This window comes from Enhygromyxa salina, assembly GCF_002994615.1.
Lineage (GTDB): Bacteria > Myxococcota_A > Polyangia > Nannocystales > Nannocystaceae > Plesiocystis > Plesiocystis salina_A.
Genome location: NZ_PVNK01000189.1, coordinates 47,251 through 60,613 on the forward strand (window position 1 = coordinate 47,251; position 13,363 = coordinate 60,613).

A 13,363-nucleotide genomic window follows, 5' to 3' on the forward strand; every position below is an offset into this window, starting at 1 on the left:
CACCCCTCAGAGCACGTCTTCGACGAGATGCTGGACGCTGGCGTCGAGCGGACCGAGCGCGCGCGGGCTCGGGCGCTCGCGCCAGTGCCCGGCGCGCGCGTGGATCTCGGGCAACAGCGCGACGCCCTCGTCGAAGTCGACAATCCGGTTGCCGACGTAAAACATGTACATGGTCGTCAGCCAATTGCTGAAGTCCTCGCGCGAGCCGAGGTGGCGCTGGAGGTTCATCATGATCCACGAGATGTGCGCGTAGACGTCGTAGCAATTGTTGCAGTCGCGTTCGTCGCCAACGCAGCAGCGGCGGGTGGTCTGCAGATCGGGGTTGTAGGCCCGAAAGTGGGTGTTGTAGGGCTGGCCGTTCTCGACTCGCGCGGCGTTGAGGGGGTTGTCGGGGGTGATCGAGCAGCACACGTCGTAGCCCCAGCGCTCGTCGAACAGGCGCCCCGTCGAGACGACCTCGGCGATGTACGAGGACATCAAGATCCGCTCGGGGTAGCGGCGGATCATCTTGTCGATGTTGCGCCGGACCTGCTCGAAGCCCCGCCCGTGGTCGTAGCTTCCGCCAAGCCCGGAGATGTCGCCATAAAAATTGAAGGTCACGAAATTGCCGTTGTCGACGCACTGCTCGACGACGGCCTCGATCTCGTGGGCGTTTTGCGGGGTCGTCGTGTAGTACCAGATCGCGCGCGGGTCGTCGCGATAGTTGCGCAGCGCCTTCTCGAACACGCGGATCTTGTCGTTGCCGCGCAGGTAGGTGTCGGTCTCGTGGTCGCCCCAGACCGACAGCCCGATCGGCATGGTCTCGAAGCCCTCGCGCGGGATCCTGCGGATCCCGTTGGTCACGACCGTCATCCAGAAGTTGTCGTAGATCTTCTTGACGCGGCCGAGCTGCAAGCTCGGCTCGCCGCCGACCACGGTCACGAAGTTGGTCCCGCGCGTCTTCTCGGCCTCGATCCACGCGTCGAACACCGCCTCGTCCTTCGGCGCCTCGAAGCGGTCCATGTTGTCTTCGAAGAAGTAGCAGCCCTTGCAGCGCAGGTTGCAGACGTGGGTGATGTCGACCAGGATCGCGCGCAGCGGCCCGGCGCGCTGGAGATCGTCGTAGAGCCGACGCAAGAGCGGGTCCTCGAGATAGCGGGCGAGTTGTTCGTGCATCGTCGGCTCCTTCACGCCTGTGGCCTGCGACCCAAGAGCTCGTCGCGGTTGTGCTCCCACCAGCGACGGATCTGATCGTGGCTCGCCTGGTAGCCCTGCTCGGCGATGACCGGCGCGGCCTTGAAATCGAGCATGTTCCAGTGCGAGACCTCGGGCTTGAGCATCAGCGAGGCCCGCTGCGCGGTCGCCTGCGCGCGGTGGGCCGCGTGGCTGGCCGCGTTGGCGCTGCGCATCAGGATGCTGATGATGTTCGGCATCGGGACCTTCGAGCGCCGCGGCGTGATCATGCGCCGCGCGACCTCCCAGCCCGAGAGGCTCATCGGCAGCTCGTCACCCGCGACGAGGTCGACGTCGGGCATCACATCGACCGCGACGATCGCCCCGGGGTAGAGCTCGGCCATGCGGTCGATCGGGACGTTGTTGATCACCCCGCCGTCGACGAGCAGGTCGCCGCCCGTCCACGGGACCGGCGGAAACACGCCGGGCAGCGAGCCGCTGGCCCGGGCCGCGAACGCCAGGGGACCGCGGCGGTGTACGACCTCGGTGCTGCGGGTCAGGTTGGTCGAGATCGCAAAGTAGGGAATGCGCAGATCCTCGATGTCGAGATCCCCGACCACGCGCGCGCAGCCGTCCATCGCGTTCTTGCCCGAGGCCAGCGAGACCAGCGGCAGGGTCGGATCGATGAGGTTGTCGAACACCGGGCGCAGGACCCGGAGCAGCTCGACGTGGGGTAGACCGAGCGCGTGCGAGCCGGCCACGATCGCGCCGATGCTCGCGCCCGCGACCGCGTCGACGGGGATCCCGAGCTCCTCGAAGGCCCGGAGCACACCGACGTGGGCGTAGCCGCGCGAGCCACCGCCGCCGAGCACCAAGGTGATCGCGCGACCGGTCAGGATTCGCGCGACACGCTCGACGTCGTGGGCTTCGCCGTGGCGCAGGTGATGGTGCTGGTCGACGTGACCGCGAGGGGCGAGCCAGCGCTTGGTCCCCGGGAAGGTCGTGCGCCCGCGGGGCTGGAGCAGGACCAGGCTGAGCTTGGGTGAGCGGCCCCGCGCGAAGCGTTCGACGACGCGCTGCTCGTTGGAGCCGAGCGCCGCGTCGCCGCTGGCTTCGGCCACGAACACGATCCGGCTCGCGTGTCGGATCGCGCGCTCGCTCCAGCCGGTCCAACTTCGGTCGGCCTGATAGATGAGGTGGTCGTGCTCGTCTTCTTGCTGGGTCAGCCACGGGCCGAGGCGCAGCTGGACGGGCTCGTCGTGGCTGTGGTGCGAGAGGCCCGGGCGATCGAAGATCGCGTCGACGCCCGCCGAGGTCAGACGCGCGACCGAGCCGTGGCGCCCGAGCGCGGCCTCGAGCTGGGCGGCGAAGGGCTCGATGTCGACGCCTGGGTGGATCGGCACGAGCGCGATCCCCCGGCCACTCGCGCAGGTCTTGGCCTCGGGATCGACCATGCCGCGGAGGCGCCGGACCAGCAGCTGCGCAGTGTGGAGCATGGCCTCGGGGTCGGTGAGCACCAGCTTCTCGAAGGCCTCACGCGAGATCGAGACCAGCTCGGTGTCGCGCAGGGCGTAGACCGTCGCGGCCCGGCGGCCGTCGGCCAGCAGCGCCATCTCGCCGACCCACTCGCCCGCGCCGACGTCGTTGAGCACGCGCTCGCTGCCGTCGGGCTCGCTCACGACGACGCGGACGGTGCCGATGATGACGATGTAGGCCCCGCCGGCCTCGTCGCCCTCGCCGAACAGCTCCTGGCCGCTCTCGAGGTGGACCCACTCGAGGTTGTCCTCGAGCGTGCGGAGTGAGTCCGGCTCGAGCACGCCGAAGATGTTGTCGAGCAGACCGGCGAGCCGACTCCGACGGAGGCGAACCCGGAGGTGATCGGTCAGCGGCTTGATCAGCTGCGGGTGGCGCTCCGCGATCGTCATGCAAGTCTCGCGGCCGAGCTCGAGCACGCGGGAGGGCGTCTGCGCCGTGATCGTCGTCCCTCGCGTTCCGCCGAGCACGAGCGCGATCTCGCCGACCATGTCACCGGGCCCGACCGGAGGCAGCTCGATCTCGTTGCCGTCGTCGTCGAGCACGCTGACCCGCAGCTGGCCCTCGACGATCACATACATGCTGTCACCGGTTTCGCCCTGACGGATGAGCGCCTGCCCGGCCGGGACCTCGACCTCGCGCAGGGCCGCGCCCAGCAGCTCCAGCGATTTTGCGTCCGCCGCCTCCAGCACGCCGGTCGCCGCCAGTGCACGAGACCAATCCTCGGGAAGACCATTCGCCATCACCGACAGGTTAACAGAGCTGGCCCGCCATGATGGCCGTAGATCGTCCAGGCTCAGGCCAAGGGTGCACGAAGCTCGGCCCCAGCTGAGGGAGGGAACGCCCTGGCAAGGCGCGCGCGAACGTGAAAGCATGGTGACGACATGCCGAGCTCTGGCACTTCGCGGGCTCGCGCCCGACGAGTTCGACGGGCCGTCGATCGAGCCGCGGTCGCGCTCGTGCTCACGCTCCCGACCCTCGGCGTGATCGGGGCCGCGTGGTCGGCATGGTCCGGCGACACGCTCGAGACCGTCAACCTGGTCGTATTCGTGGTCCTGTGGGCCTCGACCCTGTTTGCGATCGAGGCGGGCTACCACCGCTACTTCTCGCACCGCGCGTTTCGAGCCACGCCCGCGTTCGAATACGCCCTCGCGCTGCTCGGCTCGATGGCATTTCAGGGCCCGGTGATCTGGTGGGCGGCGATGCATCGGCGCCACCACGAACACTCCGATCAGCCGGGCGATCCCCACTCTCCCCACTTGCGCGGCACCGGTCACGTCGGCGCGCTCGCGGGCCTCTGGGACGCGCACATGGGCTGGCTGTTCGCCGAGGTCGACTCGATCAGCCGCAAGTCGACGTGGGCGCGCTACGTCCCCGACCTCCTGGACAACCCGCGGATCTGGTCGCTGCATCGCCACTACCTGCGCCTGCTCGTGCTCGGGATCTCGCTGCCCGCGGTCGTCGGCGGGCTCGCGACCTGGTCGTGGCACGGCGCGTGGATGGGCTTTTTGTGGGGTGGGCTGGTCCGCGTGTTCCTCGTCAACCACGCGATCTGGGCCGTCAACTCGATCTGCCACGTCTACGGCCGCCGACCCTTCGCGCTCCATGCCCGCGATCGCAGCACCAACAACGCCTGGGTCGCGGCGATCAGCTTCGGGGCCGGTTGGCACCACAACCACCACACCTTCCCCGGCTCGGCGACGACCTCGATGCGGCCGTCGCAGATCGACGTCTCGGGCCTCGCGCTCGCCGCCTTCGCGCGGCTTGGATGGGTCAGTGATCTGCGTACGCCTCCGGACCACGCGAGCGAGGTTGGCTGGGCGCGGCGGGTCGAGCTCGAGCTCGACTTCGAGGGGCGGCGGCTCGCCGGCAGCCTCGCGGGTCTGAGCTTGCGACAGACCTTTGTCGAGCTCGACGACGGCACCCCCAGCGCGCTCGGGCCGGGCGCGCGGGTCGAGCTGGTCGAGCTCGTGGTTGCCGAGGCCGGTCGGCGGGGCAAGCCGGCGAGCCTCGCCGCCCTCGATGGGCTCACCGCCGAGGTTGAGCGCGTCGGGTTTCAGGGCGCGTGGTTGCGCTTCGACAGCCCGAGCCCCGAGGCCCTCGCGGCGCTCGGCCGGCTCCGGGCCCGCGCAGCGCTCGACGAGCCGGAGCCCTCGCGGTGACGGCCCGGGGGGGCGGTCGTCTTCAGTCCAACGCGCCTCGGCACATAGGAGGATCCGGACGGGGAGTCGTTCTCGTCGGCCGGCCCGGCCGAGCCCGAGTTGGCCCTCCGCGCACGTTTGAGTCACAACCTCGCGCCAAATTTCGACCACCGAAGCCCAAAAATCCAAGCGACCCACCGCTCGACTCGTAGCTCAACCCCGCCGAACCAAAACACGACGGCGGGATGACTCGCGCGACCCCGCCATCACTCAATTGTCCGCCCGCTACGGAGCCTGCCCGGCCACGCTGACACCCGCGAAGCGCCGCAGCCAGTACGTGCCCGCAGGAAACACCGCCGGCTTCCCGGCGAGCAGCAACGCCCTCGCCTCCGCATACTGTCGCTCCCACTCACGGTCTCGCGCGATCTCCACCCGCACCCGCCCTTTGCTCGAGGCCGCATGCTTGGGCGCGACCGTGAACCGCTCCTCGACGCTCTTGGCCACACAGCTCCAGCGCTGCCGGGCTAGCTTGCGCAGTCCCATGAACCGCCGTCCTCGCCGACGCATGCTTCGGTGGATCTCGAGCTCGCGCTCGCGGACCGCTTCCATCAACTTGGCATAGAGCGCGTCGTCGTGGGAAGATCCGGACGGGGAGTCATTCTCGTCGGCCGGCCCGGCCGAGCCCGAGTTGGCCCTCCGTGCACGTTTGAGTCACAACCTCGCGCCAAATTTCGACCACCGAAGCTCAAGAAACCAGGCGATCCACCGCTCGACTCGTAGCTCAACCCCGCCGAACCAATACACGACAGCGGGATAACTCGCGCGACCCCGCCGTCACTCAATTGTCCGCCCGCTACGGAGCCTGCCCGGCCACGCTGACCCCCGCGAAGCGCCGCAGCCAGTACGTGCCCGCAGGAAACACCGCCGGCTTCCCGGCCAGCAGCAACGCCCTCGCTGCCGCATACTTTCGCTCCCACTCACGGTCTCGCGCGATCGCCACCCGCACCCGCCCTTTGCTCGAGGCCGCATGCTTGGGCGCGACCGTGAACCGCTCCTCGACGCTCTTGGCCACACAGCTCCAGCGCTGCCGGGCAAGCTTGCGCAGTCCCATGAACCGCCGTCCTCGCCGACGCATGCTTCGGTGGATCTCGAGCTCGCGCTCGCGGACCGCTTCCATCAACTTGGCATAGAGCGCGTCGTCGTCGAGCTCTGGAAAGATCGGCGGCCGGACCAAGGTCAGCGACACTTCCTCGGGCATGTCGCCGGCCGCGTCAAAGAACCAATCAGGCCGCCTGAAGGTCCGGGTCTCGCCAAAGCGCCAGCCGATCGTGGTGAACCCCGGCCACTGCCGCGACCACTTGACGAGCCCCGCCTTGACGGGGTTGGTGAGCGTGTAGACGAGATCCATCAGCGACTCGTCGTCACTCGATCGACCGGTATCGCAGGGATCGTCGCCGCTCCACACGCTGTCGAATCGGCCCAATCGGGCGTTGCGGGCACGGGCCACCACACTGTGGAGTTGTTGCTTGAACGGGACCAGGTTGGCATCGGGGTCGGTCACGTCCGTGTGGTGGTGGTCGGACATCCACAGGCTGGCGTGGACTTGAATGCCATAGCGTTCAGCGTTGTGAGCGAGGCAATAGCCGATGAAGTTGGCGAGCTCCGCTGGATGAGCGCCCGGCGCGAACAGCATCATTCGGCCGATGCAACGGCGGTTGATCTTGTAGCGACGGCCGGCGTAGATCGGCCGCGCGCGGACACGTTCGTAGCCGCGCGCGGCGCCTCGGGCGCGGTTGGTCTCCCGACGGTCGGCGCTGGCTTGCTTGTGCGCGGACGTGGCCACGCAGAGGTCATCGGCCCGCGGACGGTCTTGTTGCGGAGTTTTTGATCATTTCTGCGCGGGGTGGGCCGTCTTGGAGGAGCCTCTGATCCAACGACCAAATTGGAGACTCGGAGTCCGGATCTCTTTTTGAGTCCAATTGGAGACTCGGAGTCCGGATCTCTGGATGATCCAACGACCAAATTGGAGACTCGGAGTCCGGATCTCTCGGATCGTTTGATCCAACGACCAAATTGGAGACTCGGAGTCCGGATCTCTCGGAGTCCGGATCTCTCTCGTGGATCTGATCCAACGACCAAATTGGAGACTCGGAGTCCGGATCTCTCGGAGTCCTTCCTCTCGCGAAGGTCGAGCTCAGCGCCAGTCGCGGTTCCACGCGACCAGCGAGTCGCGGACGAACAGCGCCGCGCGGCGAAGCTCTCGCTCGCCCGCGCCCCGCAGCGCCCCCAGCGTATGCACGCACGGCGCCCAGGGCGAGAACCCGACCATCAGCTCGCGGATCTGCGCGGGCGCGTGGCGCTGGTACCACGCGTAGGCCCGGACCATCTCGACCATCGTGTAGGGCGGCGTCGTGCGGACCTGGGGATCGTCGAGGCGCCAGTAGCTCGGGCAAAACTCGACCTCGCGCAGGACCCCGCGGATGCCCTCGGCTGCGGCCGAGGCGTCGAGCTCACCGGCCTCGAAGCGCCGCATCCAGGCGTTGGCGTCGTCCATCATCCGCCGACACTCGGGCACCGCGGTGCCGAGCAGCGAGGTGAAAGGCGCCTCGCGTGAGCGCTCGAGCACCGCCCGCTCGCCCGACTCGAGGTGCTGCATCAGCTGCGTGCCGTTGAGGTAGGTGCCGACCTGCAGGGCCGCGACCCAGACCCGGTAGTAGGCGTCCCACAGATCGTAGTCGCGCCAGGCGAGGTAGGAGTTGGCGACCAGCTCGTCGTAGAGGCGCAGGTTGTCGCGGAAGAACGCGTCAACGCGATCGAAGCGCGCGGCCTCGAAGCGGCGGTCGTCGAGCGCCGCGAGCAGCTCGTCGGCGAAGAGATCGATCACGCCAACGGTCAGGTTGAGGCCCGAGGAGTAGAGCGGATCGACGAAGCCGGCGGCGTGGGCGAGCAGCAACCAACGGTCGCCTGCGGTCCGCGGCGACCAGTACTGCAAGCGCCCGGTCGAGACCCAGCCCCGGACCGCCCGCGCGCGCTCGAACTGCCGGGCCGCGCCGGGCAAGCGCTCGATGAACTCGTAAAACTCCTGCTCGGGCTCGAGGCCGCGCTCGGGGTGCGCGTCGCGGTCGAGCAGCAGCCCGACGCTGCACAGGTGGTTGACCGCGTCGACGTGGTTGTTGAAGGGGATGACCCACAGCCAGCCGCCATCGAACACGTGATGCAAGGTCGTCTGGGACAGCGGATAGATCAGCCCGTGCGCGTCGCGGCCCTCGCCGACGCGATCGTAGGGGGCGACGTCGACCATGTGGGTGAAGATCGCCCGCGAGTTGGTCCGCATCGCGCCGGGGTCGCCGCGCAGCCCGAGCTGCCGCGCCAAGGGCGAGCGAAACCCGGCCGCGTCGACCAAGAACTCGGCGCCGATCCGCTCGCCTGTGTGGGTGACGATCTCGACGCCCTCGTCGCTGAGCTCGATGTTCTCGACCCGCGTGGACTGGCGAAGCTCGGCCCCGTAGCGCGCCGCGACGGCCAACATGTAGGCGTCGGTGTCTTGGCGAAACAGGTGGCAGTCGGGCCCCCACGGCGGCGCGCCGGTCGGGAACTGGTGCGACTGCGTCGGATCGTGGGCCGCGCCCATCCGGTGGTACAGGAAGCTGAACGCGCGCTTGACCCCGCTCGCCGGGCCGACGTGATCGCGCAGATCGTAAAACGCCGACAGGTGGGCGAGCTCGGGGACCTCGTACTTCTTGGCCAGGAGCTTGAGGCGAAAGCTGGTGTCCGGCGTCGTCGCCTCGCCGATCGCAAAGCGCGGGTGGCTGCCCGCGTCGACCAGCAGCACGCGACGCCCGTGGCGAGCCATGATCGCGCCGAGCATCGTGCCACCGAGCCCGGCGCCGAGGACGATGAGATCGTAGCGATCAGACATGGCAGACGAGGCGTTCACGCTGGCTCCGGCGGGCACGGGTTCTCGATCGGGCGACCGAGTCGCGCGAGCATGCGAAAGGACTTGGCCAGGGTCCGCGGCCAGGTGTCGCTGCGGTAGCGCAGCCCGTGGCGCTCACACGCGGCGCGGACCTCGGGTGCGATCTCCCGCAAGCGGTTGGGGGGCAGCTTGGGGAACAGGTGGTGCTCGATGTGGAGATCGATGCCGCCGCTGAGGACCGACATCCAGCGCGGGACCTCGAAGTTGTTGGTCGACTCGATCTGGAGCCGATACCACTGCGCGCGCGAGCGGACCCGATGCGACGCGGGGTAGTGGACCACGTCCTCGCCGATGTGGTTGCTGTAGTTGGTCATCGCGCTGTAGATGTCGCGGAGCCCGTCGGCGAGGGCGTTGCCGAGCAGGACCTTGAAGAACAGCGGGCCGGCCAGAGCCGGGTAGAGCACGTAGTTCTCGAGCTTGTAGGGCACGATCTTGCGCAGCGCCTTGCGGTGAACGTCGAGGATCGTACGCAGCGACTTGTCCGGCGCGATGACCTGGTCTTCGCGCCGACGCGCGTAGATGTCGAGCACGCCCGCGCTGTGGAGGCTCATGCCCGCCCACCAAAACAGGAAGTAGGCCAGCGAGCTCGGGATCTGGAGCCGATGGTGAAGGCGGTAGGGCACCTCGGGGCTCCAGCGCGCGAGCCCGACCTGCAGATCCGAGTCACGCCCGGCGATGTTGGTGAAGCCATGGTGGAGGTGGTTGTGCGCGTGCCGCCAGGACTCCTCGTCGATCTCCCCGACCCAACGAAAGCGCTTCGAGTCGAACTTCTCGGCCCCGGCCAGGCCGTCGTAGGCCCCGTGCAGCGCCGTGTGGCCGATCTCCATGACCTGCAGCTGGTGCGAGGCCGCGAGCGCGAGGACCCCGGCGCCGAAGCTCAGCGGATCGAGGCTGACGTGGATCAGCACGCGGCCAGCGAGCTCGAGCCGACGCGCGAGCTTGTCGACCCCGACGATGTACTCGACGTCCTCGTCGCCGATCTCCGCGCGGACACGATCATGGATCGCGTCGAGCTCGGCACATAGCGAGGCGAGGCGCTCGTCGTCGCTCGCCCAGTCCTGATCACACGCGCTCGCTACCCTCACATTCATCGCGTCGCTACGCTAGCAGACCTCGACCGTCGCTCACACCGTCGCTCACACCGTCGTTCGCACTGTCGTTCGCACCGTCGCTCACACCGTCGTTCGCACTGTCGTTCGCACTGTCCGAACTCCCATTCAGGCTGCCTGCTAGACCAGCCCCCCGAGCGACCGGCCGCTTGCGGCCGTGCGTGGCAGAGTCGCTGACGCCTGTGGGGGTCCAAACTACCCCAACACTTCGAGGTGGACCCGAGCCCCCTCGAGCTCGATCGCGACCCGAAGGTTGGCCTGGGCCGCGACGTGCCACTGATCGCCGGGCGTCGAGGGCTGGAGCTGAAGCAGCGGCGTGGCGGCGAGGGCCGTGGTCGAGATGGCCTCGCCCTCGTAGTCGCGGACGAGATAGAGCGCGGCGTAGGGCGCGTTGGCGACCGAGCCGTGGATGACGAGCTGGACGTCGACGAAGCCGCCGCGGCCCGCCGCGCGGCGCAGGACATCGCGGGTCCGCGCGCCGTTCGCCCGCAGGTACACCGGCGCGTCGAGATCCCTGCGGTAGAGGATCGTCGGGCCGAGCACCGGGTTGCGGTTGAGCTGGAGCTCGACCCGGATGCCCTGGCTCGGCGGGGCGTCCGGCGAGGGCGGGCGCTCCATCGAGACCCAGCGCAGCCAGACGACGAAGCTGTCGCGCTCGAGGTCGAAGCGCAGCGTTGGGTAGCAGGCCGTCGCCACCCACGGAGTGTACACTTCGCACCATGCGATCAGGCGCCAGCGATCCCGCCGACATCAAGATCCCAGACCGCCTCAACATGGCCGAGTGGTTCCTCGATCGCCGGCTCGAGGAGGGCCTCGGCGACAAGACCGCGATCTACTACCACGGCAGCGGGCCCGGCGACCCCGCCCGCGAGGTCAGCTACGCCCAGCTCGTGGCCGAGAGCTGCAAGGTCACCAACTTGCTGCGTGAGCTCGGGCTCGGCATCGAAGATCGCGTGCTGATCTTGCTGCCCGACACCCCCGCGTTCGCGGCCTGCTACTTCGGCGTGCTCCGGGCCGGGTGCGTGGCCGTCCCGGCCAACACCTGGCTCAAGGCCAAGGACTACGCCTACTACCTCGAGTACGCCCGGCCCAAGGCCGTGATCGTCGACGCCGAGATCTGGCCAGCGGTCGACGAGGCGCGCAAGACCGAGGGCCGCCACACCAAGCACTACATTGTCCACGATCGCAGCTACGCGGCCACGCCCGAGGGCACCGTCGACATCGCGCGGGCCTGCGCCAAGCTCCCGAGCGTGGCCGAGACCGAGCCGACCTACCGCGACGACGTCTCGACCTGGTTGAGCTCGAGCGGATCGACCGGCAACCCCAAGTGCGTGGTCCACATGCACCACGACTTCGTGTGGAACACGATCGCCTACGCCCAGCGCACGCTGAAGCTCGGGCCCGACGACCTGACCTTGTCGGCGCCGAAGCTGTTCTTTGGCTACGCGCTGGCCAGCAACATGCTGTTCCCCTTCAGCGTCGGCGGCAGCTGCGTGCTCCTGCCCCACCGGGTCAAGCCGGCCGAGTACTACGAGCTGCTCGAGCGCTACGGCGCGACCCAATTCGTGACCGTGCCAACGACGATCTCCAAGATGGTCGCCGCGGCCGAGTCCAAGGGCGCCGCCGAGGGCCGCGACCTGAGCAAGCTCCACTCGCTGATCTCGGCCGGCGAGGCCCTGCCCCCGCGGGTCTACCGGGCCTGGCGCGACCGCTTCGAGGCCGAGATCTACGACGGCATCGGGTCAGCCGAGATGTTCCACGTGTACATCACCAACCGGCCCGGCGACGTCAAGGAGGGCAGCCTCGGCAAGCTCGTCGAGGGCTACGACTACGAGCTCATCGGCGACGACGGCCAGCCCGTCGCCCAGGGCGAGATCGGGACCCTCGTCATCCGCGGGGGCTCGGCCGGGCTGTGCTACTGGCGGATGCGCGACAAGAGCCGCGAGACCTTCCACGGCGACGCGGTCGTCGGCGGCGACAAGTTCATGGTCGATGCCGACGGCTACTTTTGGTACTGCGGCCGCGGCGACGACATGCTCAAGTGCTCGGGCGTGTACGTGTCGCCGGTCGAGGTCGAGAACGCGCTGATCGGGCACCCGGCGGTGCGCGAGGCCGGGGTCGTCGGGGTCCGCGACGCCGACGGGCTCGAGAAGACCATGGCCTTCGTCGAGCTCGGGCCGGGCCACGCGGGCAGCGAGGCGCTCGCGGCCGAGATCATCGCCCACTGCCGCGAGCTGATCGCCGCGTTCAAGGCGCCGCGCAAGATCGAGTTCGTCACCGATCTCCCGCGGACCGAGACCGGCAAGATCCGTCGCGCCGCGCTGCGCGAGCTCGCAAGGGGTGGCGCGTGACCGAGCCCGATCCGCCGCCAGGAGGCCAGGCGCTCGAGCTCGCGCGCATGACCTACGTCGAGGTCGAGGCCGCCCTCGCCCGGCCCGAGCCCAAGATCGCCCTGCTCCCGACGGGCAGCACCGAAGCCCACGGGCCCCACCTGCCCCTGGCCACGGACTCGATCATCTCCGAGGAGATGGCGAGGCGCGCGGCCGAGCAGCTCGCGGGCCGCGGCATGATCGCCGTGCGTCTGCCGGCCCTGCACTACGCGGTCACCGACTGGGCCGCCGACTTCGCCGGCTCGGCCGGGATCACCAAGGACACCGCACAAGCCACCCTGCTCGAGCTCGCGCGCCGCTGCGGGACGCTGGGCTTCGACGCGACCGTGCTGATCAACGCCCACCTCGAGCCCGACAACATCGCAACCTTGCGCGGGGTCACTCGCGCCTACGCCGAGTCCGGCGCCCCGGGCAGGCTCTTGTTCCCCGACAACACGCGGCGGCGCAACGCCGCCCGACTGACCGACGAATTCCGCAGCGGCTCGTGCCACGCGGGTCAGTACGAGACCTCGCTGGTCCTGGCCGTCGACCCGAGCCTCGTCCGCACCGAGCTCGCCCGCGCGCTGCCCGAGCACCACGTCCCGCTCCACGAGCACATCGCCCGCGGGGCCACGAGCTTCGCCGACTGCGGGCTCGACCAGGCCTACTGCGGCGACCCGGCCGGGGCGAGCGCGGCCGAGGGCCACGCCACCTACGACGCCCTCGCGGCGATCGTCGTCGACGCGGTCACCGAAGCCCTCGAAGCTCAGCAATAGACTCTTCCGGCCGCGCAGCGGCCGTGCGTGGCAGAGTCGCCGACGCCTGTGGGGGTCAAATCGAGCCCCCTTCTAGGGGGCCACGCAAACGATCGCGCAGCTCACCCCAGCCCACCGAGAGAGGGAGCGCAGCGACCGAACGACCGGCCGCGCAGCGGCCGTGCGTGGCACAGTCGCTGACGCCTGTGGGGGTCAAATCGAGCCCCCTTCTAGGGGGCCACGCAAACGATCGCGCAGCTCACCCCAGCCCACCGAGAGAGGGAGCGCAGCGACCGAACGACCGGCCGCGCAGCGGCCGTGCGTGGCA

The 13,363-nt window shown here is 69.0% G+C and carries 10 protein-coding genes; 3 read left to right on the forward strand and 7 right to left on the reverse strand.

Annotated elements, in window-relative coordinates:
* Positions 1-6: 6 nt before the first annotated feature.
* Positions 7-1,155, reverse strand: a complete 1,149-nt coding sequence (locus ENSA5_RS22175) for a radical SAM protein (RefSeq protein WP_146155987.1) — start codon at positions 1,153-1,155, stop codon at positions 7-9.
* Positions 1,156-1,166: 11 nt separating this feature from the next.
* The gene (locus ENSA5_RS22180) at positions 1,167-3,428 is read right to left on the reverse strand and encodes a cyclic nucleotide-binding domain-containing protein (RefSeq protein ID WP_181198028.1); all 2,262 of its coding nucleotides are present in this window, start codon (positions 3,426-3,428) and stop codon (positions 1,167-1,169) included.
* Between the two features lie 141 nt (positions 3,429-3,569).
* Here ENSA5_RS22180 and ENSA5_RS22185 point away from each other — a divergent pair, with 141 nt between their 5' ends.
* The gene (locus tag ENSA5_RS22185; RefSeq protein ID WP_106393687.1) at positions 3,570-4,847 is read left to right on the forward strand and encodes an acyl-CoA desaturase; all 1,278 of its coding nucleotides are present in this window, start codon (positions 3,570-3,572) and stop codon (positions 4,845-4,847) included.
* Between the two features lie 264 nt (positions 4,848-5,111).
* Here ENSA5_RS22185 and ENSA5_RS22190 read toward each other — a convergent pair whose 3' ends face one another.
* The 5 genes from ENSA5_RS22190 to ENSA5_RS22215 all read right to left on the reverse strand — a co-directional run bounded on the left by ENSA5_RS22190 (position 5,112) and on the right by ENSA5_RS22215 (position 10,607).
* Positions 5,112-5,435, reverse strand: coding sequence for a hypothetical protein (locus ENSA5_RS22190; RefSeq protein WP_106393688.1), 324 nt, complete (start codon positions 5,433-5,435; stop codon positions 5,112-5,114).
* Positions 5,436-5,679: 244 nt separating this feature from the next.
* Positions 5,680-6,669 (reverse strand): hypothetical protein, encoded by a 990-nt coding sequence (locus ENSA5_RS22195; RefSeq protein ID WP_106393689.1) that lies wholly within the window; start codon positions 6,667-6,669, stop codon positions 5,680-5,682.
* Between the two features lie 351 nt (positions 6,670-7,020).
* Entirely contained in the window at positions 7,021-8,745 is a 1,725-nt protein-coding gene (locus ENSA5_RS22200; protein WP_146155988.1) for an NAD(P)/FAD-dependent oxidoreductase, read from the reverse strand.
* A gap of 14 nt (positions 8,746-8,759) precedes the next feature.
* Entirely contained in the window at positions 8,760-9,893 is a 1,134-nt protein-coding gene (locus tag ENSA5_RS22205) for a fatty acid desaturase family protein (protein WP_106393691.1), read from the reverse strand.
* Between the two features lie 213 nt (positions 9,894-10,106).
* Positions 10,107-10,607 (reverse strand): hypothetical protein, encoded by a 501-nt coding sequence (locus ENSA5_RS22215; RefSeq protein WP_106393692.1) that lies wholly within the window; start codon positions 10,605-10,607, stop codon positions 10,107-10,109.
* Between the two features lie 23 nt (positions 10,608-10,630).
* On the opposite strand from ENSA5_RS22215, the gene ENSA5_RS22220 reads away from it, so the two are divergent.
* Together ENSA5_RS22220 and ENSA5_RS22225 are read left to right on the forward strand one after the other, a co-directional pair.
* Positions 10,631-12,262 carry a benzoate-CoA ligase family protein gene (locus ENSA5_RS22220; RefSeq protein ID WP_106393693.1) on the forward strand — a complete coding sequence of 544 codons (1,632 nt, stop codon included), beginning with the start codon at positions 10,631-10,633 and terminating at the stop codon, positions 12,260-12,262.
* Complete coding sequence (locus ENSA5_RS22225) at positions 12,259-13,056, forward strand: creatininase family protein (RefSeq protein ID WP_219906832.1); 798 nt, start codon at positions 12,259-12,261, stop codon at positions 13,054-13,056. Before ENSA5_RS22220 ends, ENSA5_RS22225 begins: the two co-directional genes overlap by 4 nt.
* Positions 13,057-13,363: the final 307 nt, after the last annotated feature.